This is a genomic window from Methylosinus sp. H3A, assembly GCF_015709455.1.
Taxonomy (GTDB): domain Bacteria; phylum Pseudomonadota; class Alphaproteobacteria; order Rhizobiales; family Beijerinckiaceae; genus Methylosinus.
Genome location: NZ_JADNQW010000007.1, coordinates 20,033 through 42,994, shown reverse-complemented (window position 1 = coordinate 42,994; position 22,962 = coordinate 20,033). Strand labels below are relative to the sequence as shown.

Annotated in this window: 18 protein-coding genes and 1 pseudogene; 5 read left to right on the top strand and 14 right to left on the bottom strand. The window is 60.6% G+C overall.

Annotated features, from left to right (window positions below; all coding sequences use genetic code 11):
• Positions 1-5 precede the first annotated feature (5 nt).
• The 13 genes from IY145_RS24105 to IY145_RS24045 form a co-directional block, all read right to left on the bottom strand.
• Positions 6-893: a bifunctional 2-polyprenyl-6-hydroxyphenol methylase/3-demethylubiquinol 3-O-methyltransferase UbiG gene (locus IY145_RS24105; RefSeq protein ID WP_196410814.1), complete on the bottom strand. Its 888-nt coding sequence runs from the start codon at positions 891-893 to the stop codon at positions 6-8.
• Positions 894-910: 17 nt separating this feature from the next.
• Positions 911-1,639, bottom strand: a complete 729-nt coding sequence (locus IY145_RS24100) for a class I SAM-dependent methyltransferase (RefSeq protein ID WP_196410813.1) — start codon at positions 1,637-1,639, stop codon at positions 911-913.
• A gap of 301 nt (positions 1,640-1,940) precedes the next feature.
• Complete coding sequence (locus IY145_RS24095; RefSeq protein ID WP_196410812.1) at positions 1,941-2,753, bottom strand: bifunctional 2-polyprenyl-6-hydroxyphenol methylase/3-demethylubiquinol 3-O-methyltransferase UbiG; 813 nt, start codon at positions 2,751-2,753, stop codon at positions 1,941-1,943.
• Between the two features lie 11 nt (positions 2,754-2,764).
• The gene (locus IY145_RS24090; RefSeq protein WP_196410811.1) at positions 2,765-3,844 is read right to left on the bottom strand and encodes a glycosyltransferase; all 1,080 of its coding nucleotides are present in this window, start codon (positions 3,842-3,844) and stop codon (positions 2,765-2,767) included.
• Between the two features lie 34 nt (positions 3,845-3,878).
• Positions 3,879-4,562 carry a methyltransferase domain-containing protein gene (locus IY145_RS24085; protein WP_196410810.1) on the bottom strand — a complete coding sequence of 228 codons (684 nt, stop codon included), beginning with the start codon at positions 4,560-4,562 and terminating at the stop codon, positions 3,879-3,881.
• A 210-nt stretch (positions 4,563-4,772) separates the two neighbouring features.
• On the bottom strand, positions 4,773-6,908 hold the full coding sequence (locus IY145_RS24080; protein ID WP_196410809.1) for a bi-domain-containing oxidoreductase: 2,136 nt from the start codon (positions 6,906-6,908) through the stop codon (positions 4,773-4,775).
• A gap of 16 nt (positions 6,909-6,924) precedes the next feature.
• Positions 6,925-8,592 (bottom strand): alginate lyase family protein, encoded by a 1,668-nt coding sequence (locus IY145_RS24075; protein WP_196410808.1) that lies wholly within the window; start codon positions 8,590-8,592, stop codon positions 6,925-6,927.
• A 20-nt stretch (positions 8,593-8,612) separates the two neighbouring features.
• The gene (locus IY145_RS24070) at positions 8,613-9,887 is read right to left on the bottom strand and encodes a glycosyltransferase family 4 protein (RefSeq protein ID WP_196410807.1); all 1,275 of its coding nucleotides are present in this window, start codon (positions 9,885-9,887) and stop codon (positions 8,613-8,615) included.
• A gap of 18 nt (positions 9,888-9,905) precedes the next feature.
• Positions 9,906-11,063: a non-hydrolyzing UDP-N-acetylglucosamine 2-epimerase gene (wecB, locus tag IY145_RS24065; protein WP_196410806.1), complete on the bottom strand. Its 1,158-nt coding sequence runs from the start codon at positions 11,061-11,063 to the stop codon at positions 9,906-9,908.
• Between the two features lie 53 nt (positions 11,064-11,116).
• A complete protein-coding gene (locus IY145_RS24060) occupies positions 11,117-12,475 on the bottom strand; it encodes a nucleotide sugar dehydrogenase (RefSeq protein ID WP_281433704.1) in 1,359 nt (452 codons plus the stop codon).
• Positions 12,476-12,701: 226 nt separating this feature from the next.
• The gene (locus IY145_RS24055; protein WP_196410805.1) at positions 12,702-12,980 is read right to left on the bottom strand and encodes a hypothetical protein; all 279 of its coding nucleotides are present in this window, start codon (positions 12,978-12,980) and stop codon (positions 12,702-12,704) included.
• A 701-nt stretch (positions 12,981-13,681) separates the two neighbouring features.
• On the bottom strand, positions 13,682-14,137 hold the full coding sequence (locus IY145_RS26660) for a VanZ family protein (RefSeq protein WP_409455330.1): 456 nt from the start codon (positions 14,135-14,137) through the stop codon (positions 13,682-13,684).
• Positions 14,138-14,831: 694 nt separating this feature from the next.
• Entirely contained in the window at positions 14,832-16,031 is a 1,200-nt protein-coding gene (locus tag IY145_RS24045) for an IS481 family transposase (RefSeq protein ID WP_196410803.1), read from the bottom strand.
• A 171-nt stretch (positions 16,032-16,202) separates the two neighbouring features.
• Here IY145_RS24045 and IY145_RS24040 point away from each other — a divergent pair.
• Positions 16,203-16,942 (top strand): annotated as a pseudogene (locus IY145_RS24040) (IS5 family transposase); the annotation flags it as partial.
• A 176-nt stretch (positions 16,943-17,118) separates the two neighbouring features.
• The gene (locus tag IY145_RS24035; RefSeq protein ID WP_196410802.1) at positions 17,119-17,421 is read left to right on the top strand and encodes a hypothetical protein; all 303 of its coding nucleotides are present in this window, start codon (positions 17,119-17,121) and stop codon (positions 17,419-17,421) included.
• A 1,013-nt stretch (positions 17,422-18,434) separates the two neighbouring features.
• Here IY145_RS24035 and IY145_RS24030 read toward each other — a convergent pair.
• Positions 18,435-18,701, bottom strand: a complete 267-nt coding sequence (locus IY145_RS24030; protein ID WP_196410801.1) for a hypothetical protein — start codon at positions 18,699-18,701, stop codon at positions 18,435-18,437.
• 321 nt (positions 18,702-19,022) lie between these two features.
• On the opposite strand from IY145_RS24030, the gene repA reads away from it, so the two are divergent.
• The 3 genes from repA (at position 19,023) to repC (ending at position 22,793) form a co-directional block, all read left to right on the top strand.
• Positions 19,023-20,228, top strand: coding sequence for a plasmid partitioning protein RepA (gene repA, locus IY145_RS24025; protein WP_196410800.1), 1,206 nt, complete (start codon positions 19,023-19,025; stop codon positions 20,226-20,228).
• On the top strand, positions 20,182-21,246 hold the full coding sequence (gene repB, locus IY145_RS24020; protein ID WP_246722420.1) for a plasmid partitioning protein RepB: 1,065 nt from the start codon (positions 20,182-20,184) through the stop codon (positions 21,244-21,246). Before repA ends, repB begins: the two co-directional genes overlap by 47 nt.
• A 212-nt stretch (positions 21,247-21,458) precedes the next feature.
• The gene (gene repC, locus IY145_RS24015; protein WP_196410799.1) at positions 21,459-22,793 is read left to right on the top strand and encodes a plasmid replication protein RepC; all 1,335 of its coding nucleotides are present in this window, start codon (positions 21,459-21,461) and stop codon (positions 22,791-22,793) included.
• Positions 22,794-22,962 lie beyond the last annotated feature (169 nt).

Here is a 22,962-nt window from a genome sequence, read left to right as displayed (position 1 = left end):
CGCAATCAAAATCGGTCCTGATCTGGGCCTTTGAAGGCGATAAAGCCTAGTTCATAATTTTCCCATGGATCGCCGCCGCTCGGAGATTCATAGCGGCGCCGCGATTTGGAAAAATGGGCGTCGTAAAACACATCGTCGAGAAAATTCGGGTGGACGCCGCCCCACATCGTGCGCCACGACTGCGGAAATCGCTCTCGATGGCGTGCCGAGCCGTTCGGCGCCACAGCAATGAATACGCCGCCCAGCCGCAGGCATTTCCATGCCAGATCGAAGACCTTCGACGGCGCCGGAACATGTTCGAGGACATGGGCCGAAAAAAAACAGTCGAAGCTGTTGTACAGCGGATGCTCTTCGTCGATTGCAAAGGGGTCGTCGACGTGGCGAACGCCTAGCTTCGCGATGCCGTAATTGCGGCGATCCTCGGCGATTTCATAGGACTCGACGTCATATCCAGCGCGGGCGAATTGATAGCTGCCGTAGCCCCAGGAACAGCCGAAGTCGAAAACCTTGTCGCCTTCCGCGACGCCGTGTCGCTTCAAAAGTCCGACATAGCGGGAAAAATCCCGCTCCGAGCCGGCGAAGTTCGCGGCGGTCAACGCTGCGATTTCCGTGTCGGAGGGACAAATCATGGCGGTCCCTTCCTGGTAATGGAAATTGTAAAATATCTTGTTGAACTCTTCCGTGTCCGTCGGGCCGCGGAACTGGAGACGGCACTCGTCGCAGCGCATGAGCCGCGTCACTAAGAACTTCCTGTCTATTTCTTGCGCGGCGGCAGAACCGCAGTTGGGACAGATCCATCCCGCCGGATCAGCAAAGCGTAACGTGCTTCGCAGAAGATATTGCAGTCGGCTCATTTGCAACCCTTTGGCGCTCCGTTGCAGCCGTTTGATCATGGCCGACAGACGACGCTCTATCCGTGTTTGTCTTCGCGGGTCGCGAACACCGCCAGGGTTTGCGCCGCCCGGTAGAGGTCGGGCCCGCTCGGCCTCGTGCTCATATAATAGACGTCGGGAAATTTCGAGCGTAAGCTCAGAACATCGTCATGGATGGAATAGGAGTAATACACCCCATCTCCTTCGCTGAAATGATACCCCCGGAAGCCGGTGCGAATATAGTCACAAATCCTCCAGAGGCCGAACGCATTCAAAATCTGTTTCATCGCCCGACTTTTGAAACTGCCCTGCCCGAAATTATTTGCGTCGGAGATAAATACGGCTCTGCGCGCCACCCTGCACATTTCGGCGACAGCGCGCCGATGATCTTCGATATGATGGAGTATCCCGAAAGCGCAAACGACGTCGATGGAATTATCAGCGAACTCCAACGCCAACGCATTGCCCGCGACGAGCTGGGTCTCCGTCAGTCCCTTTGCATAGGCGATTTCGCGAAGCGCCTGAGACGGCTCGATGCCCTTCAATTCGAGACCGGGCCGATCTTTCAGATAGAACAGCGCGCGGCCCGTTCCTGAGCCGACATCCAGCAGACTCGTGAAAGCATATTGGTCGATCATCGCGGCGAGCCAGCCGAGAGCCTTGGCGTGCTCGTCTCTCGGATCGATGTGCAGCGCATCGTAACCGGCGGCGGCGGCGGCGTAATATTCGGCCAGCGCCTGCTTCGCGCCGGCAACGGGGTCGGTCATGTCGTCGTTCCTGAATGGGCCGGCAGAGCCTACCTGGGCGATTCACTCGCGGCCTGCGCCGTTCGCGCGATGTCGTCGACAATTCGCGCTCGTCCATGCTCAGCCGCGCAACGTAATTCTCGAGAGCAATCTCTTTCCCGGCCAGGCATCGCCTCGATCGCTGCTGCGCAGCGATCGAGATTCGAAAAGCGCCGCCAAAATCGATGTCGGGGGCCACTAGAGCGCTTTCCGATCGAACGGAATCGTTCGATCGATCAGAATTCGCTCCGACGAAAGAAAGCTAGAGCGACATCGCCCCTCTTCAGGACGCGGAGGCCGCAGGCTTCGACGCCGATGCGATGGAAAAGCGCGGCTTATATGCCTCCAGCCCGATACAGAACGGGGCGAAGCCGAAACGCCGCATCAGCAGCTTGTCGAACAAGGGCGGCAGCGGACGCAGCGGCAGCGCTACGGCCCAGCCGAAGAGCGGATGAATGCGTCCAATCTGCCACATGAGCCAGGCGCTCGACTGGCTGATCGGGCCGGAGATGAAGCTGAACTCTTCGATCGTCAGGCCCGATAGAGCGCAGAGTTCCGATAGCATCGCCCGGTTATAGCCGGCGCGCACATGGCGCCCGTCCTCGACGTCCGGGAATGGACCGTAATCCATGAAAGTTTGCGGAATCCTATGGAGATGCGGCGTCGTCAGCAACAGTCGTCCGCCCGGTTTCAGGCAGTCGACCATGGATTTCATGAGCGCCAGGTCGTCGAGGATGTGTTCGATATTCTCGCAACACAACACGACGTCGAAGACGCCGATAAAATCGGTTCGCTCATGCAGCTTGCGGACGTCGCAAATCTCGAATGTCGCGCTCTTGGCGTTGCAAAGCGCCGCGCGTTTTTGCGCCACCCTCTGATTCCGCTCGTCCCAGCTCAATCCGAGGCTCCTGTATCCCCGTCTGGCCGTGCCGATGGTGAAGGCGCCCGAGCCGCAGCCGACATCCAGCAAGCGATCGGCGTTGCGAGTGACGCGCAGCCGCCGCGTGATCCATCGCATGCGATCCCAGACGAGTGCGTCGCCATGATGCAGCGTGGCCTGGAACCCAAATAATCGCACGAGGAGAGAATTGAACATTTCGTGTTTCCTTACAGGAATTCCGGGCGCTGACGCGCTTTGTCCTGTGCATCATGCAAAAATTTGCTGATCAGTCCTTCGACTTCACGACCGAATCGCCCGGGGCCGAATGCTCCGGCGAGTCGTCTCGACTCCGCTTCGGCTTCCACCAGCCGCGCATCATCGAAGTCGGCCGCCTCGTGCAAGGCTCGCAAAAGCTCATCCTCGTTTCCCGCGACAAAGCGCACCGCGTTGCGCGCGCCTGCGAGATCGTCCGCGCTGCCGACGCGATCGCTCAACAAAAGGCTGCAGCCGCAGGAGGTTGCTTCATGCACGACCAGCCCCCACGCCTCGGCGAGCGAGGGCAATACGAAGACTCTCGCCATTCGGAACCTTTCGGCCAATTGCTCTGGTTGCACGAAATCCTCGGTGACGATGTTATCATGTGAAGGAATGAGATGCTTCAGTTCGCCGTTACCGCACAAGCGCAACGTCCAATCTGGGCGTGAACGGGAAAAACGAATAAAGGCGTTGGCAAGACCAAGCACGTCTTTGCGAGCGATGAACTGGCCGACGAAAAGAAAGGTTTTGGGCCGCGACGCGAGATCGCCCCCGCCATGGAACAGAGTTTGGTCCGCGCCATACATTCCGCCGCGCACCAGATCGGCCGGCATCCCGAACCAGCGCATCAGCCTTTCGCCTTGGCGACCCGGGACAATCATGGCGTCAAAATGGCGTCTGTGAAAGATACGAAAGGCGATGGCGCCGAGAACGAACTGCCGGAAATCTCCACGCCAGTTGGCGTCGCTGAGGCCGATCACCCGGCCGCCGCGGGCCTTCACCTCGCGGCCGAGCGCTACGAACGCTGGATAGGCCCATCCAGACTGCACGAAGATTTCAGGGATGGCGAATCCGAGCTCGTGCCAGGTCACTGGTTGCATGGCGTCGACCCACGAGATCGGGCAATTCAGCGCCTTTTCCATGCCCGTGATCGGTACTTCTGGCGGCGAGCCGACGACGATACAATCCTGGCCCAAGCGATCCACAGCGCCGCGAATGAGCCGCGCGGCGTATTGTGGCAAGCCCATCCATGAAAATGCGATCTGCGTCACGCGCGTCATATCCGCTCGAGCCTGCGAGCGACTCTCATGCCGACATACGGATGGTGGCACGGGGTTCGTCCGGGCGTCGGGCCTGAAGGGCGACCTCGGTATGGCCATCGTCGACGAAACGCCTGCGATCCTCGACCAGATCGAACATGGGATCGTTGCTGTCATGAAACTCGCAGGGACGAATTTCGACGAAGCCCGCCTCCCGAAGAAGATTGCTCATCAGTTCCCGATCATACATCCAGCGATGGCCGCTGTAGCCGAAGAAAGATCGCAGAGTTCCGACCAGGCCGCGTCGACGTTGCAACAAGCCGATGTGACATGCCCCGATGAAAGCGTCCGCGGCCTCGCCTCGGCCTTCGCACCGATCACGCAGATAGCGTTCGGCCCGCGAAGCGAGATCGGGCACGATCATGCGGAACACGCCGCCCGGACGCAGCGCCTTATACGTGTTAGCGATCGCCCGCGACACGTCTTCCCGTGCAAGGTGCTCCAGCACATGACTGGCGTATATCGCGTCCACAGAGCCGTCGGGCACGGGCAAGCCGGCAACGATATCTCCGTAGGCGACATTGCACGGAAACAGGCGGAGGTTCAGAGTGTCGGCCACCAAGCCAACTCCTGGCAGACGTTCCAGGCGAAGACGCGGGGAGGCGTCGAAACTGATCCACCCTTCCGGGGCGCTGAGGCCGCAGCCATATTGAACATAGCGCTTGTTCAAGATCGCCTCCGAACGCATCGATTCAGACAGAGGTTGCAGGAATTTCGGCCAATGTAGCGGGCGATCTCGGCTTCGAGTTCGAGCACGGATTTGAAGACGCCTCGCCTGATTTTTCGAGGCGTGATGGACGAGCCCATTTTGTGCAGACATCGAAAACACATCTGTCGGCGACCTCAGTCCACGACCGGACCAGGAAATGGATTGCCGCTTTCATTCTCGACTCGCCGGGATCGCGACCGGCGCGCCGATGCGTAGCGATTCCTCGATCGCGAATGTCGCTTCTGTGACGGCGACGAGTTGAGCGAGCGGAATGGGCGTCTCGCGCTTGCCGCGAGTCGCCTCGAGAAACGCCGAGACGAGGCCGTGCTGGCCCTTGTTCTGCGCGCTTTTCGTCGTCTTGCGCTTGCCGCTCCGCGTCACGGTGAGGCAACGAAAGTCATCGAGTTGGATCACGCGCCCCCCGGCGAAGACTTCGATATATTCCTTCGGCACGCCCGCGTCGCCGATCGACGAATAGACGATCGTGCCGCTGGAGCCGTCGGCGAAGCGGACGAGGATCGAGACCGCATCGGCATGATCGCGCGTGGCGATTGCTTGCGTCTCGATCGGTAGGCTTCCGGATAGGAAGGTCAAAGCATCCACGAAATGGCATACTTCGCCGATCACGCGGCCAGCTCCTTCCTCGCGCTGTATCCAACTATCGGCCGGGATAGCGCCCGCGTTGATGCGATATAGCATCACGAGCGCCCCCGTTCGCGGCTCGAGCGCAGCTTTGGCCTTTTGCAGCAGCGGCGCGAAGCGGCGATTGAATCCGACGGTGAGCACACCCGGCCCGATTTCAGCCGCGCCTAGGACCTCGGTCAGGCCGGAGCTGTCGATCGCCAGTGGTTTTTCGCAAAACACGTGCTTTCCAGATCGCAAGGCGTCGCGCGCAAAGCTGGCATGCGTGTCGTGTCGCGTCGCGATGAACACAGTGTCGGTATCATTGTCCTCCAAGGCCGCAGCCGGCTCTGTCGCCGAGACGGCAAAGCCATGCTTCTCGGCGGCGCGCCTGGCGCTGACGCCTGTGGCGGTCACCACCGTGGTCAGCGTCGCGCCGCCCGCCTTGCGCAGCGCCGGCAGCAGCATGCCTTGGGCATAATTTCCGAAGCCGAGGAAAGCGACGCCGTTTCCGCCGCTGGCGCGGAGCGCCGGTGGAGCGAGACGCAGACGTCTTTCGATCGCTCGGCCTGCCGCTTCTGGATATGTGATCAGAATGGCGAGATGAGGCTCGTCGCTCTCGAGCAGCTCATACGCCTTCTCCGCCTGCGCGATCGAGAAGCGATGCGTGACGAGCCGCTTCGGCGTCACTTTCCCATCGGCGACGAGCGCGAGAAACGCCTCCATATTGCGCTGTTCGGTCCAGCGCACATAGGGCAAAGGATAGTCCAACCCGTTCTGCTCATAGGCCGGATCATGCCGGCCCGGACCGTAGGAAAGTGATAGCTTCAGTTCCAATTCGCGCTTGTAGAACGGCTCACGATCGATGGTCATGCCGACCATTCCGACAATGACGATACGGCCTTTCAGTCGGCTGATCTCGGCGGCGAGATTGATCGGTTCATTGGACTTGCTGGACGCAGTGACGATCACCGCATCGGCGCCATATTCATTGGTGAATCCGGCCGTCGCTTCGATCAGGTCGTCGCTGACGGCCACGTCCGCGCCTAGCTCCTCCGCTAGTTTCGCGCGCGCCGGATTGGGATCGAAGCCCAGAACGCGACAGCCGTTCGCCTTGAGCAATTGAACTGTGAGCAGCCCGAGAAGGCCAAGGCCCATGACCACCACTCGTTCGCCGAGCGTCGGCGAAGCGAGGCGTACACCTTGCAGTGCGATCGAGCCGAGCGTAACGAAGCTCGCGTCCTCATCGTCGATGCCTGCGGGAATGGCCGCGGTGAGATGCTTCGGCACCGCATTGAACTCGGCGTGATTGGCTTGTCCTGCGCCCGCGCATGCAATGCGATCACCGACGGCATAGGCGCCACCGCGTCGTCCGATGTCGACCACCTCGCCGGCGAGGCTGTATCCCAAGGGAATCGGCGTATCCAGTTTGGCGAACACTTTCTCGATCGTCGGCCGTAGGCCGTCGCGTCCGACATTCTGCAACACGCGACGCACGAGGTCCGGACGCGCGATCGCCTTGCCGACAAGCGATGCCTTGGCGAGATCGATCAACTGCTTTTCCGTGCCGGAGCTGATCAGCGACACTCTGGTCGCGACGAGCACGCCACCTTCGATCGCCCTCGGCGCTGGAACTTCGGCGACCCGCAATTCGCCGGTTCGGTAGTTCTGTTCGACCTGCTTCACGAGATCTCCGCTGCTTCTACTCGTCCGCCGAATGCGAAACGACGCTCAACTCCGTCGTGACTTCGTCTTCGGCCTCGAGTTTGACGCGCAATCGCGTCGTGTCGAACTCCAGACCCATATCCGGCCACCAGACCGCAGGCTCGATTTCGATCGGCCTGGAACAGCTCATTCGGATCGCCACCGCGCCGCGCGTTATCGACGCGACGGCGCCGGCGATTTCGACCTGCGCGTCCGGATGCAACAGGAAACCAATGCTTGCCACTCGCTTCGTGCGACCTTCGATTCGATCCGTGATTGTTATTCGGCTCGGTTCGACGGCGAACCTGCGAATGTGGATGGGCGCCTGCGCCAATCGTGCAAAACCGTCGTGCTCTCCCGTGAGCATGAAGCCATCGTCAGTCCGGCTGTAGGAGAGGATGGCGACTTCAGGCCGTCGTCCGCAACGGAACGAACCAAAAAATTCGGCCTGATCCGCGCCGTCGAAACACAATGTGTTGTGGCTCGCCGCCGTCCGAGAAATTTCGCGCCGCTCGCCGGTGACATATTCGAACACACCCTGATCGACGACGATACGCGCGCCGCCGACCGACCATTCGAAGCTCGCTACGTCGCCATGCGCATGTGCGGGCAAATCGTCTGGACCGATGCGGCCGCAATCGGCGAGAAAATAGCTTTCCGCGCTGCGTAACCCGAAGTAGCCGGCGTCTCGAAAAGCAAAGACATCGCGGGACGACGGCCGTCCACCGAACAGCTTTTCGTAGACAGCCAGGCATTCGCCCGGCGCATAGGCCATCGACAGGCCCGCGTCGTTGAACAATGCGACCGAGCCGTCCGGATGTGTAAGATCTGCGACGACTTGGGCCATGTGGTGTAGAGCATCGTCGAGCTCGCCGTTCAACGGATCGCTGCCGAGCGCATGTCGGCACTCGAGCAGATCGGCAAAGACCTGGCAGTGGTAGGATGGCGAACGCTCATAATGCATCCCATCCGGCAGGATCTGGGAACGTAATTCCCGCCGTAGCAAACGCAAGCCGCACGCGCGCCAGCGATCCGCGTCGCGACCCGTGAAGAAAGCGGACGCCCAGATCAGCGCTTTGATGTTCTTTATGAGGTGATTTCCACCGATGTCAGTCTCGAGATTGGCTTCCAGAAATCGCAATTGTCTGGCGAGCGAAGCGATCATCATCGCGCTCTCGTCGACGGTCTGACGCGCGCCGCGGGTGGTCGCTTGCTGCATCCAGACGACGACGCGCAACGAAAGCGCATAGCTGTTCCAGCTGTCCTTCCAATAGTCGCGCGCATAGGGAGGATTGGCGTTCGTCCACTGGCTGACGAGATCGAAGAACAGCTCGTCGTCGACGTCCTCCAGATACTCCATGTAATGGAGATTCATTCGCCAGAGCTGGCCGCCTCGATCGCTGCGACGCATTCGCCAGTCGACGATGGCCGGGGACGCATGCGACAGGCGAAGAAAGGTGAAGCACAAGGATCGGCCGATCCGCGCGACCATTCCTCGCCTCGGCTCGAAAAGAGGCGTCGGCGGCTTATCGGCGAGCGGCGGCGCTGTGGCCGGGAGCGGCGCCGACAGTCCGACATGAGCGACGCGTCGTCTCAAATCGAGCTCCAAGCGGCGCGCCAATTTGGCGAGCGGCACGTTCCGCCCGAAGGCGATCGCCCGCGCCATCTTGTGCAAAGCTCCTTCTTTCATCGGCGGGCCAGCGTCTCGAGTTGCACGGCGACTCGGCGCTGCGCCGTTTCGGCTCCGATCGTTTCCGACAGAACATCTAAATAGCGCGCCGCGAGCATTGCCCGATCGTAATGCTCGCGCACATGCGCGCAGCCTGAGGCGCCGAGCCGAGCAACGAGATTGCGATCATCGGCGAGCCGCAAGACTGCAGCGGCCAGCTCATTCGCGCTCTGCGGGGTGATCGCAATTCCTGCTAGGGCCTCCTCGAGCAATTTACGCGCTTCTCCCTCCACGCCGAGAACAATCGGACGGCGCATAGCCATGGCTTCGAACATTTTGGAAGGCAGCACGGTCTTGAATAGATCGTCTCGGCGCAGAAGGATGAGGCTGACATCCGTCGCCGCCCATATGCCCGGCATGGTCTCCTTCGGCTGCTGCTCGAGCATCACGACATTGTCGAGCCGCCTCTCTTCCTTCAGGCGGAGAAGCCGTGGTCGTTCCGCCCCTTCGCCGACGAGGAGGAAAATAATGCCCGTCGTCCCTCGCAGCAGCTCGGCCGCCTCCAGGATCGTGTCGAGACCGTGCGCCATGCCGTGCGTTCCGACATAGGCCGCGACGAATTGGCCTGACAAGCCGAGCCGCTCTTTCGCCGCGAGTACGTCGTCGCTCGCGTTGAAACGATCGAGGTCGGCGCCATTCTTGATCACCGTTATCTTTTCCGGCGCGCCGCCACGCGCGGCGATGTGAGACATGAAGGAGTCCGTCACGGAGACGATCCTATCGGCCCGACGGTAGGCCAGCGCCTCGAGCTGCTCGAGACAGTGAATGAGGAATCCATTGCGCATCGCGCCGACTGTCACAATGCTCTCCGGCCACAGGTCGCGTATCTCGAGCACCCAGGGTGTCCGCTTCAACGCACGAGCGACGAGGCCGACGAGGCCGCAAAAAAATTGCGGTGAAGTCGATATGACGACATCCGGGCGCTGGAGCCAGACGAACGCCACGCTCGCCGATAGTGCGTAAGAGAGGTAGTTCAACGTCCGACGCAGGAAACCTTCATTGGCGGCGATGAGCGTGAACACGCGCACCACGCGTACGCCGTCGATCATCTCCGTCTGATAGAGCCGATTGACATATCCGGGATAAACCTTGCCGCGCGGATGGTTCGGCGCGCAGGTGACGACGATGACCTCGTGCCCAGCGCGCGCCCAAACGCGGGCATGCTCTGCGGTTCTGGAGGCTGGCGCGTTTACCTCGGGCGGGTAGTAGTGCGTAAAAAAGACGATCCGCACGATCAGCTCATTTCCTCGTCAAGCAGGTAGAGGCAAGCGCTCGTGAGCGAGAAACGCGTCTATCTCCTCTGCGATGCGTTCAGCCGCGCGCCCGTCCCACAAGGGTGGGATACGACCTTTCTTGCCGCCATTGTCGAGGATATCGTCGACCGCGGCATTCAGCTCATCGAGCGTGGCGACGAGTAGATTTGTGCCCTGCTCGATGGTGATCGGCCGCTCGGTGCTATTTCGCACCGTGAGACAAGGGGTTCCTAGAGCCGTCGTCTCCTCCTGAACGCCGCCGCTGTCGGTGACGACGAAGCGCGCTTCGCGCATGAGCCCGATCGCGCGCAGATAGCTGAGCGGTGGGGCGACGATGATGGGAGAGGAGCGTAGAAATCCGCCGAGATCAGCGCTCTCGATCATCGAGCCCGTGCGCGGATGCAGAGGAAACACGAGCGGAATCTTTTGCGCGATCCTGGCCAGAGCCTCGAGAAGCAATGCGAGCTTGTCCGGATCGTCGACATTGGACGGACGATGCAGTGTGACCAGCGCGAAGCCGCGGCTTGCCACATCTTCGGCGATCGCGGGCGCCACGCCGATTTCCGTGAGAGTCTCACGCGCGGGCGCCGCACGATGTAGGCACGCATGCAATGTATCGATCATCACATTTCCGACGAAGACGATGCGTCCCGGAGAAACGCCTTCTCCGATCAAATTATCGACGGCGGAATGTTCGGTCGTGAAAAGGAGATCGGAGAGCCGATCTGTGATGAGACGATTGATCTCCTCTGGCATAGAGCGATCCTTGCTGCGTAGCCCGGCTTCGACATGAGCGATCGGAATGCGCAGCTTAGCGGCGACGAGCGCGGAGGCGACCGTCGAGTTGACGTCGCCGACTACGAGCAGGAGATCTGGCGTTTTATTCGACAGCTCGGACTCCATTCCCAACATGATGCGGGCCGTCTGCTCCGTGCCGGTTCCGGACCCCACTTCGAGATTTACATCCGGCAATGGAATGCCGAGTTCGTCGAAAAACACGGCGTTCATGGCGACATCGTAATGTTGCCCCGTATGGATGAGCCGCGCCACGAGGCCCTTGCGCGCCGAGATGGCGCGTATGATAGGCGCGATCTTCACGAAATTGGGGCGCGCGCCGACAACGCAGGCGATCGTTCGCGGCTCGAGTTCCAACATGGCTATTCCATCTCTGAATCGGCGCGACGCGCAGATGGCGAATGCTGTCCGCGTCACGCCAGGACGACATTGGCGCTCGTCACGCCCCCGCGCCGACATGCGTTTCGCGTATCGACGATCAATTTTGCATGAGAGGCGAGAACGGCGTAATCGACATCGTCGTGGTCGGTCGCGATCAGGACCGCGTCATAGCCGCCGATCTGCACAGGATCCCAGATTTCGGACCTACGCCCGGCCAAAGATTTGTGCTCACGCGTTTCCGGGATCATATTGACGTAAGGATCATAGAAACGCACCTCCGCTCCACGCGCTTCGAGCAATTCGATGAGTCGCAGCGACGGGCTTTCTCGGATGTCGTCGACGTTCTTCTTATAGGCGACGCCGAGCACCAAAATGCGCGACTTGTTCAGGCCGCGCCCGCGAGTGGCGTCGAGAGCCCGCGCCAGCTCATTGACGACATGCTGCGGCATGCTGGAATTGATCTCTCCGGCCAGTTCGATAAAGCGCGTCACGACGCCATATTCGCGCGCTTTCCAGGTGAGATAGAAAGGATCTATCGGAATGCAATGTCCGCCCAGCCCTGGCCCGGGATAGAATGGCATATATCCGAAAGGCTTCGATTTCGCGGCCTCGATCACTTCCCATACGTCGATGCCCATTGCGCCGTAGACCAGCTTCAGCTCGTTGACGAGCGCGATATTGACAGCGCGGAAGATGTTTTCGGTCAGCTTGACGGCCTCGGCAGTTGCGCTCGAGGAGACCTCGACGGTCCTCGGGACGAATTGCTCATAGAGCGCGACGGCCAATCTGCGCGCGTCGGCGCTGTCGGCGCCGACGACCTTCGGGATGCGCGACGTCGAAAATTCCAGATTGCCCGGATCCTCTCGCTCGGGCGAGAAGGCGAGATAAAAGTCTCTGTCGCATGAGAGTCCGCTGGTTTCCAGGATCGGCCGCAGCACTTCATAGGTCGTTCCGGGATAGGTGGTGGACTCCAATATGATCAATTGGCCAGGTCTCAAACGGGACGCGATCTGCTCTCCCGTCGCGACGACGAAGGAGAGGTCCGGGCCGAGATGAGCGTCGAGCGGGGTCGGCACGCAGATCAGCAGGGCGTCCGCTTCGGAAAGGCGATCGAAATTGGTTGTCGCCTCGATCAGATTCTGTTTCACGAGCGGGCGAATGCGATTGTCCGAAATATGCTTGAGGTAGCTTTTTCCCTTCGCCAGCGCCTCGGGCTTCATGGGATCGACGTCGAACCCCAGCACACGCGATCCGACTTCAGCGGCAGCGATGCAGATCGGCAGACCGACATAGCCTAGTCCGATCACGCCGATCAGCGCGTGCCTGCGCCTCAGACGTTCTTCGAGAGCATCGATAGGCGCGCGCTGTTGCATTTTCGTGGTTAGCATCATGCCGTCCATCGCGGTTAAAGGTGAGGTCGTGAAACGGTTTTTGGCCTTTGGGAAAATTCGAGAGAGGCTCGAATGCGGCGCAGAATGTGACGAGAGACGTTCGTTTGCCCCACGCTACCGCACTTCGGGTGAACCGCTTCACCCGACGCTCGATTTTGTCGTCACCCCGCCGAACGAAGGCGCAGTCGCGCTTATCGTCTCGCGCAACGTGAGGCCATGCGACCCTTCACAGGGTAGAGAAAGCCAAGGGCGCCGAGTCGCGCGCTGTTCTCGCGTCGCGTGGAGCAACGAGACGGATTCGAGCTGATCGGCGATCAGCAGCCGCCGGAACGTCACCGGCCATCGGACGTCCGATTGCAGTCAATGTCGCAGCGAAAAATTCGAACGAAGCGAGGATCGCCAGAAAGATGTGAGAACCGACGAAATCGATCGCGCGCCCGACGGGCGGCAGGTCGGCCGGTTCGGCGTCGCTGAAGGAGACAGCGGATATGTGCCGCTTCAACAAAGCGATTTGCGCTCGCGGCGCGCGCTCGCGGGAGCGGATGATAAAGCGCGCTTGGACAGCACAAGCCAATGTCGCGTCTGCGATCCCGAAATTGTCTCTCGAGAGAGCGACCGCCTGGATGGCGACGAGAGCAAGCTCGATGAACAGCGAACGAGATTGACGCATCAATGCCGCCTCGAATCTAAATTCAAATGCGCGCGAACGAAATTATTTGCGAGGCAAGCTCGCGGATCGAATGGTTCAAGTAGCGTCTGTTCTGGAGCCGGTTATAGGGCACAATCGGCCTTGGCGCTCGTTGGATAAATTACCGAACTCGCCTCATTCATGACGACGGCGTTACGAGGCCGGCGTGTAGCGTAGAGCGCTGAAACGGCGTCGGATGCAGTTGCTTACATCAACTCTTCCCACCTTTGCGTTTCCAGTCGTCCAAGGCAAAAAGCGTTGCAGCCGCTTTCGATGTCGACAGATTTCGTCGGACGGCGACGTCATACCGCTCGCCATCGCGGTGCGCCGGCTCGGCGTCGCGTGGACGCGAGCGCTTCCCGTTCGAGCGGGATCGTTCCAGCGGTCAGAATCCGCTCCAAAGGAAAAGTTGGTCTCGAGAATTCTGTCGAAAATTCGATACGCTGGAAATGCAATCGAACCGATTGCGGCGCGTGCCCGAACTCCTTGATCGCTCACGACTTCGACAGGATCCGTCGTCAGTGGGGCCTGAAGCCCTTGCGATTCTCCGGCGTTCGATCGGGCAGTTGTCGCCAAATCCATGCCGCCGCAGCCCATGATATCTGCGCGGCGGCGACACCCGCAGCGCTCGCCAGCGCATCATAGAGACTCGGGGAGCGATTTGGAACATACGCCTGCAACAGTTCGAAAACGCCGCTGGCGGCTGCGAGGCCGAGGCAAATCAGTAGCCGCTGGCGCCTAGAGACGTAGCCGAGAGCCACACAAAAACTAACTGCCGCATAGATCGAGAAATGTTCGGCTCGGCCCGGCAATTCGGTGTGCGGCCGCAGAGAGCCGGGAATGAGTGACAGCGCCGCGATTGCGAGCGTCCCAATGAATACAAATATCCGCGCCAAGGCGCACGGCGCCCCGGCAGATGCGTTCTCCCCGTCGTTCTCTCTATCGCCGACGTCGTATCGTGTGGATCGACGCATCACCTCGTGTCGTCCGGTTCGCGATTCGACCGCGCCAGGCGCTCTCGGACGATCGCGACAGGTCGCGGCGTGGTGGGTAGGCGCAATTTCGGGGACTCCAACCTCAGATGATCGATGTGATGTCTGGTCTGCGCCGTCTCGTCAAGGCTTTGAGACCTATGCTTGGGTTCGCGAGCACTGTCTTGTTCTCGGCCTATGAGGTCGATGCGTTGCCCACTTGGCCGGCGCTGAAAAGGAAGCGAACGAGACAACGAGACCGCGCATGGCCAGATAGATATTGGTCGTCAGGCGGTCGCGCGAGCGCCTCGCCGCTGGCGGACTATCAGGAATTTCGTGTGCGGGGCTGAATTCCCGTCATGTCGAGACGAAGGGATCGTCGAGATGATGGCAAATTGATTTTTCGCCTCGCACCATTCTCGCGGCGGAACTGTCGCGAAATATCTGCGGCGGAACCTTCGAGTATGATCGTTGGAAACGCTCACCAACGAGTCATCACATGATCGCCTCGACTTGCTTTTCGACGCTACCGCACTTCGGGTGAGTGATCACTCTGCCCATCATGGATCGCGAGACACGCGCCTAACTAGCCGGCGAGACGACATAGCGCGGCGAACGTCGACCGATCTATCCGGTCGTGTTCGTACGGCTGGGAAGATTCCGATGGGGTTGTCCAGCGGATACATGGGTAACAGACCTAACCGGATACATGGGTGACAGTTTTTGGGGTGTCCCGAGGTTGCGGCGGATCGGCGTCGGCGCGCGCGCCGATGGCGATCCGCCGCAACCTCGGCGTGTGTTGGTCGATCACGCAGAGCGGATGATCGAAGAAGCGGACGAGGAACTCGCCGCTCTCCGTCTCCTCCACAGCGACCGCTTCGCCGATCAGCGCCTCCGAGACGAACACCGTCTCGCCGCGCCATTTGATCTCGCCGTTCGACCGCACCTGCCTCACCGCCGCCTCCGCCGGATACTCCGGCTCGGGTAGACGATCCGGCAGGCGGCGCTCCGACGCCGTGTAGAGGCTCGACGGCGTCTTCTGGCCCAGAGCTTCGTGCGGACGCTCCTCGTTGTAGTCGCGCAGAAACCGCGCAAAGCGCGCCGCCTGCTCCGCCAAATCCGGCGAAGGCGGACGCATCGCCTCCAGCAGCGTCAGATGAAACCGCTCGTGCCTTCCGTTCTGCTGCGGTTGGCCAGGATCGATCCGCTCGTGCCGGATGCCCAGCTTGATCCACCATGCCGATAGAGCCGTCAGCCCGCACACCCCCGCCGATGCGAAAGGCGGCCCATTGTCCGAACGGATCGCCGTCGGCAGGCCGAATTCCGCGAAGGTCCGCTCGAAGGCCGGCCGCGCTTCCTCCGCGCGCGTGCTCTGCGTCGCCGAAAGCCCGAGCAGAAAGCGGCTGAAGCCGTCGGTGATCGTCAGCGGCTCCACCCGCGAGCCGTCGCCGAGCCGGATCCAGCCCTTGTGGTCCACGCCCCACACATGATTGGCGCGCTCCGGCGTCGTCAGCTCGTAGAGCCGCGGCGGACCGCGCCGGCGAAAGCGCCGCCCGCCCACAAGGCCCGCTCGCTTCAATATCTCGCCCGCCGTCGACGCCGACGGCCACTCCAGCGTCGGCTCCCGCGCCGAAAGCTTGGCGATGATCTTGCGCGGTCCCCAGCTCGGACGATCTTGCCGCAGCGCGACAATCTGCTCCGCCAGCGCCGTCGGCGTCGCTCGACCGTGGCGATACGGAGCCCGCGAGCGTTCCGAAAGCCCGGCCGCCCCTTCCACGCAATACCGCTCCAGCCATTTATAGCCCGTCTTGCGGCTGATCTCGTATCGCTCGCAAAGCTCCGTCATCGTCCACAACCCAGAATGGCTCTCCGACACGAACCGAAGCCGTTCGTCCATTGCGCAGTTCTCTCGCCAAGGCATCGGCTGGCCCTCCCAGCCGAGAGAAAACTGTCACCCTTCTTTCCGGTCCGTTTTGTCACCCTTCTATCCGGGCTGGACAGGTAGCTGCGCTAGGGCCTGTTGGGATTCAGGATTCCTATTTTTAGCTTGGCGTGATTCAAGCTTTGGATGGATCGATTCGCATTGACGGACGCCCAATGGGCGAAGATGGAGCCGCTTTGCCTCGGCAAGGCCAGTGATCCCGGCCGCAGCGGCAGGGACAACCGCCTCTTCGTGGAGGCAGTGTTGTGGATCGCGCGCACAGGAAGTCCCTGGCGCGATCTGCCAGCGCTTTTCGGCAACTGGAGCACCGCATACACGCGTTTTCGTGACTGGGTGAAGGCTGATGTCTGGCAGCGAATATTCGACGCTGTCTCTGATGAGCCCGACATGGAATATGTGATGGTCGATGCGACGATCGTGAAGGTCCACCGCCACGGTCAGGGCGCAAAAGGGGGACTTCGAGCCAGGCCATAGGCAAATCCCGAGGCGGCGTGACCACGAAAATTCTGGCGCTCACCGATGCGCTCGGCAATCTCGTGCGCTTTCGTCTGATGCCGGGGCAGCGTTTCGACGCCGTCGATGTGCCGCCGTTGATCGAAGGATTGTCTTTCGCCGCGCTGATCGCCGACAAGGCCTTCGACAGCAACGCCATTATCGCCGACCTCGACGCTAAGGTCGTGATTTCACAACACCCGCGCCGCAGTCAGCCGCGCAAAATCGATCTGGAAATATATAAATGGCGGCATCTGATCGAAAATTTCTTCGGCAAGCTCAAAGAGTTCAAACGCATCGCGATGCGAGCCGACAAGACAGATCAGAGCTTCTGCGCCATGATCCATCTCGCTGCCGCCGTGATAAGCTCACGCCGAATCCCAACAGGCCCTAGGAAGAAGGACGAGGTCCGTCGACGTATCGTCAATCGGAAGGACCGTTGCGCGGCGCTCGCGGGCGCAACAGCGGGTCGACAGGATCATCGATGGGCGGGGAATCGTCGTTGAGAAGGGCGATCACGGGCGAAACTGCGCAAGGCGGGACCGTGTCGATGACGGCGCTTTATCATTCAAAACGGCGCAATAAGCGCCGCGCTCGTCAGGCTTGTATCATGTCCGATAATCCGCTCGAATCCTCAACCGAGGTCTCCTGCAGGAGCCTTGCGATCATTACCTCGAAGGCGCGCGGAGGGCGAATCGGATTTTGCGGCGAATTGTCGAGCTTCATATCCCTCATCGTCAAATGCCGGGCCTCGGCGGCTACAAGCCGATTTTTGTGGGATTCATTTCAGGAACGGGCTCATGCCGAAAGCGGTTTGCCGAGGGGCGGCCGAAATCAAAAACTCGACGTGTGAGCGAACTGCCCGGAGCTTTCAACGTCCCCGCTTTCAAGAGGGTCCGGGAATCGGCGTTCAAGCAGTGAGGTTTTCAACCTGCCAGGCGAAAACTGCCTCTCGACTTGTGCCCCATGCCGGGCTATGACGAATAGCGTCTGATTAAATATTTGCAGTTACTCGACGCGAAACGGGACGGCCCCGCTTGGAAAAAGGTCGTAGGACCCCACTCTGCAAGCTGATCTCGCGCGCCGCGCTCGGCGGAGCCATTTGGCGCGGGCGCAATGGATGACCGAGTATGGCTATCGTCATTTCCTTCGCGGTGGCGTGTTAAATCAGGGCACTTGGGAGCTCGAGCTCATCGCAGCCATTTCTTGCAGTTCAGGCGTCTTTGTCCCCTGCCCTTCTCAGAGGCTCCGACGCTGGCTCCCAAGTCTGTCGGCCCCATCTTCTTGCCGAATCTTGCCCGACCCGACGGCTTCGGAGGCCCTTCTGTCGATCTCGAGGGGCTCATGGCGTATCCCTGTCGGCGCAGGCCACCTCGTTCGCACGTGATTTTGCGGGCTACGTTTTTGACGAGGTGAACATTCATCTGCGCTGATCTGCCCCATCGAGGCCCGCTTTTAGCCACCGAGTTGCACGCGGACAACTAAAGGGCTGCGCACTGGCGGAATTCGATCGAGCGACATCGTCGCCAAAGGCGGCAAAGCAAATGCGTGCATTCTCTCGACGTGAAGCTTCGAAAGGCTTGGGTCACCGCGGCGTCGAGCGCATCGTCTGCCGGAGCCGCGACGCGCCCGAGAGCTGATTCGATCTTCGCGAAGAATTTCTCGATCGGATGGAAGTCCGGCGAATAAGGCGGCGGAACATAAAGGGCCTTCGAGCCTGTCGCTTCGATCGTTTCCGGAACGCTCATGATTTGGCGAGCGCGGATATTATCCATAAGCGATCTCTTTCGCGGAGAGCGTCGGCGTTCCCCAATCGGGCCGACGCTTGGCGGCTCTCCCCGTCCAGCGCACGGCTTCGACACCGCATCAAATTCCTCTCGACGATGAAAGCGCGTTTTCCTGGGTCGAGATCGAGCTGTCCCCGAAGCATTCGTCTCGGGCAGAGGCGACATTTTCCTTGTCTGCTCCGAGGATGGCCTGTCTTCTTTTTGCGCGTGATCCCATGCGCGGGACGAACCGCCAGACGCCCCTAGCCAGCGCCGACGCTCCCCTGAGCGTCTCGCTCAACTCCATGATCGTGACGTCGGGCTTTTCCTCTCTCTGCGCGAGGATGCCTTTGGCATGCGGGGGCAATCGGCTATCCTGTCGCGACCCGTGAGAGTCTCTAGCGTAGGGACTTAAGTTGCACGCGTGCAACTGCCGAGGCCGGGATGGTGCCCGAGCACGCTCCCCACACGGCTGGCCGGAGCAGTTCTCGATGACCTCGCCGAGTTGTCAGTGTGCAACTGAACGAGTGATCAGCGTGTTGGCGCTCACAGCGTTGCATGTGGCAACCGCAGCGGCAATGTCTCGTTAAACAAAAAAACCTTGCGGCTCAAAGCGAATCGGGCCTTACTCCCGATCAGCGCATTTTTGGGCTAGCAGCTATTATTTCCACAGATGCAGGGAATGCGAATGCCGACGTCGACTATATGCCAGGAGCGCGGTCTCAATGACCTGCGGGCGCTGATCAACGCCGACGCGGCAGAATTGTCCATGCGTCTTCGCGCACAGCAGATTCGCGACTTCCCTCCCTCGGCTCAGAAGACGATTCGTCGATTTTCTCCCTCGGAGGCGGCAAAGTTCATCGGCATCCACGAAGGATATTTGCGCCAACTCGTCGCGGAAGGAAAGGGGCCGCCCGTTCAACCGAATAATCGTCGCACCTATTCGATCGAAGACATCGACGCTCTGCGGGCCGAGCTCGACCGCAGCGGCAAAGGGGCGCGGCGGTATGTGCCTCATCGGAAGGGCCGTGAGGCGTTGCAAATTATTTCGGTCATGAATTTCAAGGGTGGAAGCGGCAAGACGACGACGGCTGCGCATCTCGCTCAATTTCTAGCGTTTCGTGGGTATCGGGTATTGGCGGTCGATCTGGACCCGCAGGCGAGTCTCTCGACATTTTTCGGCCATCAGCCAGAACTCGACGTCGGCGAAAGCGAGACGATTTACGGAGCCATTCGCTACGATTCCAATCGGCGAGAAATGGCCGAAATTGTCCGCGCGACGTACATACCAAATCTGCATGTCGTTCCCGGTCAGTTGGAGCTCATGGAATTCGAGCATGAGACGCCAAAGGAATTGATGGAGCGGCGAGGAGCAGGCTCTCTCTTTTTCGCAAGAATAGGAGAGGCGCTTTCACAGGTGAGCTTTGCTTACGATGTGGTCGTGATCGACTGTCCGCCGCAGCTCGGTTTTCTGACTCTCTCTGCGCTCTGCGCGGCGACGGCGGTCTTGATAACGGTGCATCCGCAGATGCTCGACGTGATGTCGATGTCGCAATTTCTGAACATGACCGGGAGCTTGCTCGACGTTGTCGCCAATGCTGGAGGCGCGACTCAATATGATTGGATGCGATATCTCGTGACGCGCTACGAGCCGAGCGATGGCCCCCAGACCACAATGGTCGGGCTCATGCGTTCGATCTTCGGCTCCCGAGTCCTGACCCACCCGATGGTGAAAAGCACAGCGATCGCCGACGCCGGTCTGACGAAGCAGACGCTCTACGAGGTGGAGCGTCAACAGTTCACGCGCGGCACTTACGACCGCGCTGTCGAGGCCTTGGATCTCGTCAATGGCGAAATCGAAAGTCTCTTACGTCAGGCGTGGGGGAGGCACTGACAATGGCGCGGAAAATCAGCTTCGATGCTCCTTCGGACGACGCCCGGACGCACGAATCGGAGACCCGCAACGCGCCTTCGCATCCGGCTCGTCCGCTTCTCGGCTTGGAGCGCCCCATCAAGCAGTCCAGCGCTCTCGGCGCCATCTCACAGTCTCTAGGGACATCTCTGAGCGGGTGAAACGAGCCGAAGAGATCGAACAGAAGCTCGTCGAGGGTCGAACAGTCGTCGAAATCGACACGGCCCTCATCGACGCTTCCTTCGTGCCGGATCGCATGGAGTCCACTCTGGAGCAAAACGCCGCGTTTCGAGAGATGATCCGCGAGCACGGGCAAAATGTCCCGATTCTCGTTCGCCCAAAGGCGCCCGATCGGTTCGAGGTTGCGTTCGGGCATCGCAGATTGCGCGCCGCGCGCGAGCTCGGGATCAAAGTTCGCGCGGTCGTGAGAGAGCTGACCGACGAGCAACTGGTCGTCGCTCAGGGACAGGAAAACAGCGGGCGGACCGATCTTACGTTCATCGAGCGCGCCCGCTTTGCGGAGCGCCTCGAGCATCGGAAATTCTCGCGCGAGATCATAATGGCGGCCCTCAATGTCGACAAAGCGGCGCTCTCTCGCCTCATCGCCATTGCGACGCGGGTTCCCGGATCGGTGATCGATGCGATCGGGCCGGCTCCTGGATTTGGCCGCGTTCGGTGGCAGGAACTGACGGAACTTCTCGAAGAGGGGGACAATCGCGCGCGCGCGCGAGCCATAACGGAAGAGACCTCGTTTCGAGAATTGGACACCGATAAGCGTTTCGAAACGCTCTACAGCCGGCTGCGAGTCAAGGAAATGCGCAGTCGAGCGGAAGCCTGGAGTGCGGAGGACGGGACTCGCGCCGCCCGCATCATGCGCTCGGGTAAGAGACTGACACTCACTTTCGACGATCGTGTCGTCCCACAGTTCGGGGATTTTGTCAGGGAGCGATTGCAACTCCTCTATGAGGAGTACAAGGCAGGCGCAGGCCGAACGAGCTGAGTCTATTCGCGCTGCGTATCCGGCGCGGTCCAACGCGTTCATGAAACCAGATTGGAGATCTCGCAAAAGAAAAAGGCCCCCGTCACGTCGCCGTTCCGGAAGCCCCTTCTTTGTGTTGGCGCTCGAAGAATCACACTTCCGCGAATCACTGTCAAGCATTTTGGCGCCGTTTCGGCGAGCGGATTTCTTTTGCCTGAACGAGGCAAAGGATCATGCAAACACGTCCAACGACGCCCTTCGGGCGGCGGCCGTTGTCGCTCGCCATGGTGGCGAGCCAGACCGCGACCGAGGACTTCGCCGCAAAGCCCGGCGCATCGGAAACCGTCGTCCACAAATGGCGACTGTTTCGGGCGCTCACCGAAGCCAAAGAGCCGCTCGGCGTCACCGAGCGCGCGCTATCCGTATTGCACGCCCTGCTGAGCTTCCATCAGGAGACGGCTCTCACTTTGCCGGGGAACGATTCGACGTCTGCCGAAGCGAGCTCCGCCAACGCCGGCATCGTCGTGTTTCCCTCCAACAAGGAGCTGTCGATCCGCGCTCATGGCATGGCGCCGGCGACTCTGCGGCGACACCTCGCCTGCCTCGTCGACGCCGGCTTGATTATCCGCCGAGACTCCCCGAACGGCAAACGTTTCGCCCGAAAAGGGCAGGGGGGAGCCATAGAGGACGCTTTCGGCTTCAACCTCGCGCCGCTCGTGGCGCGCTCGAGCGAAATCGAGAACCTCGCCGAGGAGGTGCGGGCCGAGAACCGCGTGATCGCGCTGTTGCGGGAAAAGATCACGCTCACCCGACGCGACATCGGCAAGATGATTGAGACCGGATTGGAGGAGGGCGTTTCGGGCGACTGGGACGGCGCGCACCAACGCTATGCAGCGCTTTCCGCTCGGTATGGGCGTGGGCTTTCACGCGGCGATCTGGAGGCTTTGGCGGGCGAGCTCGCTGCGCTGGCGGCCGAAACCCACAAGCTATTGGAAGCACACATAAAAATTCAAAATATAAGCGGCAATGAGTCTCAAACTGAGCGTCACATACAGAATCAAATCACAAACTTTTCTGATCTTGAACCTGGCCTTCCAGAAGACAGGGCCGATCCGTCCGAGCCAAATCTCGAAAAGGGCGGGGGACCGATCGATCGTAGGTCTGGAGGATCCTCGGATCCGTCTCGAACTGTCGATTCCAAACCGCCGCTTCGAACCTATCCTCTCGGCATGGTGCTGGACGCATGTCCCGATATCGTCGATTACGCCATGGGCGGTGAAATTTCCTCGTGGCGGGATTTGGCGAGCACCGCAGTGACGGTGCGCTCTGCGCTCGGCGTTTCGCCTGACGCCTGGGCGCAGGCCTTGGACGTTTTGGGAGAGCATGACGCATCGATCGTCATCGCCGCGATCCTGCAACGCGGCGATGAGATCAAGAGCGCCGGCGGCTATCTGCGCGTCCTGACCGAAAAGGCGAGGGCAGGGGAGTTCTCGCTCGGGCCGGTGCTGATGGCCCTGTTGCGTGGCAAGGCCGCAAAGGCGGCGCGAGAACGTAAGAGGACGGGGTGATGCAGGATGGGTTTTCGGACGAGCCTCGACAGTCCGCTAGATCACGACGCTTCGGCGCTGAGCAGCCGGAGTTTTTCCGCGCGGTCGAGCAGGCTTTTGACGGAGGAGGGGAACCAGCGGGTTCCGCCGCTCGGCATGCGCTCATACATGGCCTCGAGCTGCGCCCCGA

What these genes read in the sequence shown, in the direction of transcription:
- IY145_RS24105 (WP_196410814.1), bottom strand. Translation starts at nt 893, where the DNA reads ATGATCAAACGGCTGCAACGGAGCGCCAAAGGGTTGCAAATGAGCCGA.
- IY145_RS24100 (WP_196410813.1), bottom strand. Translation starts at nt 1,639, where the DNA reads ATGACCGACCCCGTTGCCGGCGCGAAGCAGGCGCTGGCCGAATATTAC.
- IY145_RS24095 (WP_196410812.1), bottom strand. Translation starts at nt 2,753, where the DNA reads ATGTTCAATTCTCTCCTCGTGCGATTATTTGGGTTCCAGGCCACGCTG.
- IY145_RS24075 (WP_196410808.1), bottom strand. Translation starts at nt 8,592, where the DNA reads ATGGCGCGGGCGATCGCCTTCGGGCGGAACGTGCCGCTCGCCAAATTG.
- wecB (WP_196410806.1), bottom strand. Translation starts at nt 11,063, where the DNA reads ATGTTGGAACTCGAGCCGCGAACGATCGCCTGCGTTGTCGGCGCGCGC.
- IY145_RS24060 (WP_281433704.1), bottom strand. Translation starts at nt 12,475, where the DNA reads ATGATGCTAACCACGAAAATGCAACAGCGCGCGCCTATCGATGCTCTC.
- IY145_RS26660 (WP_409455330.1), bottom strand. Translation starts at nt 14,137, where the DNA reads ATGCGTCGATCCACACGATACGACGTCGGCGATAGAGAGAACGACGGG.
- IY145_RS24045 (WP_196410803.1), bottom strand. Translation starts at nt 16,031, where the DNA reads ATGGACGAACGGCTTCGGTTCGTGTCGGAGAGCCATTCTGGGTTGTGG.
- IY145_RS24035 (WP_196410802.1), top strand. Translation starts at nt 17,119, where the DNA reads ATGACGGCGCTTTATCATTCAAAACGGCGCAATAAGCGCCGCGCTCGT.
- repA (WP_196410800.1), top strand. Translation starts at nt 19,023, where the DNA reads ATGCCGACGTCGACTATATGCCAGGAGCGCGGTCTCAATGACCTGCGG.
- repB (WP_246722420.1), top strand. Translation starts at nt 20,182, where the DNA reads ATGGCGAAATCGAAAGTCTCTTACGTCAGGCGTGGGGGAGGCACTGAC.
- repC (WP_196410799.1), top strand. Translation starts at nt 21,459, where the DNA reads ATGCAAACACGTCCAACGACGCCCTTCGGGCGGCGGCCGTTGTCGCTC.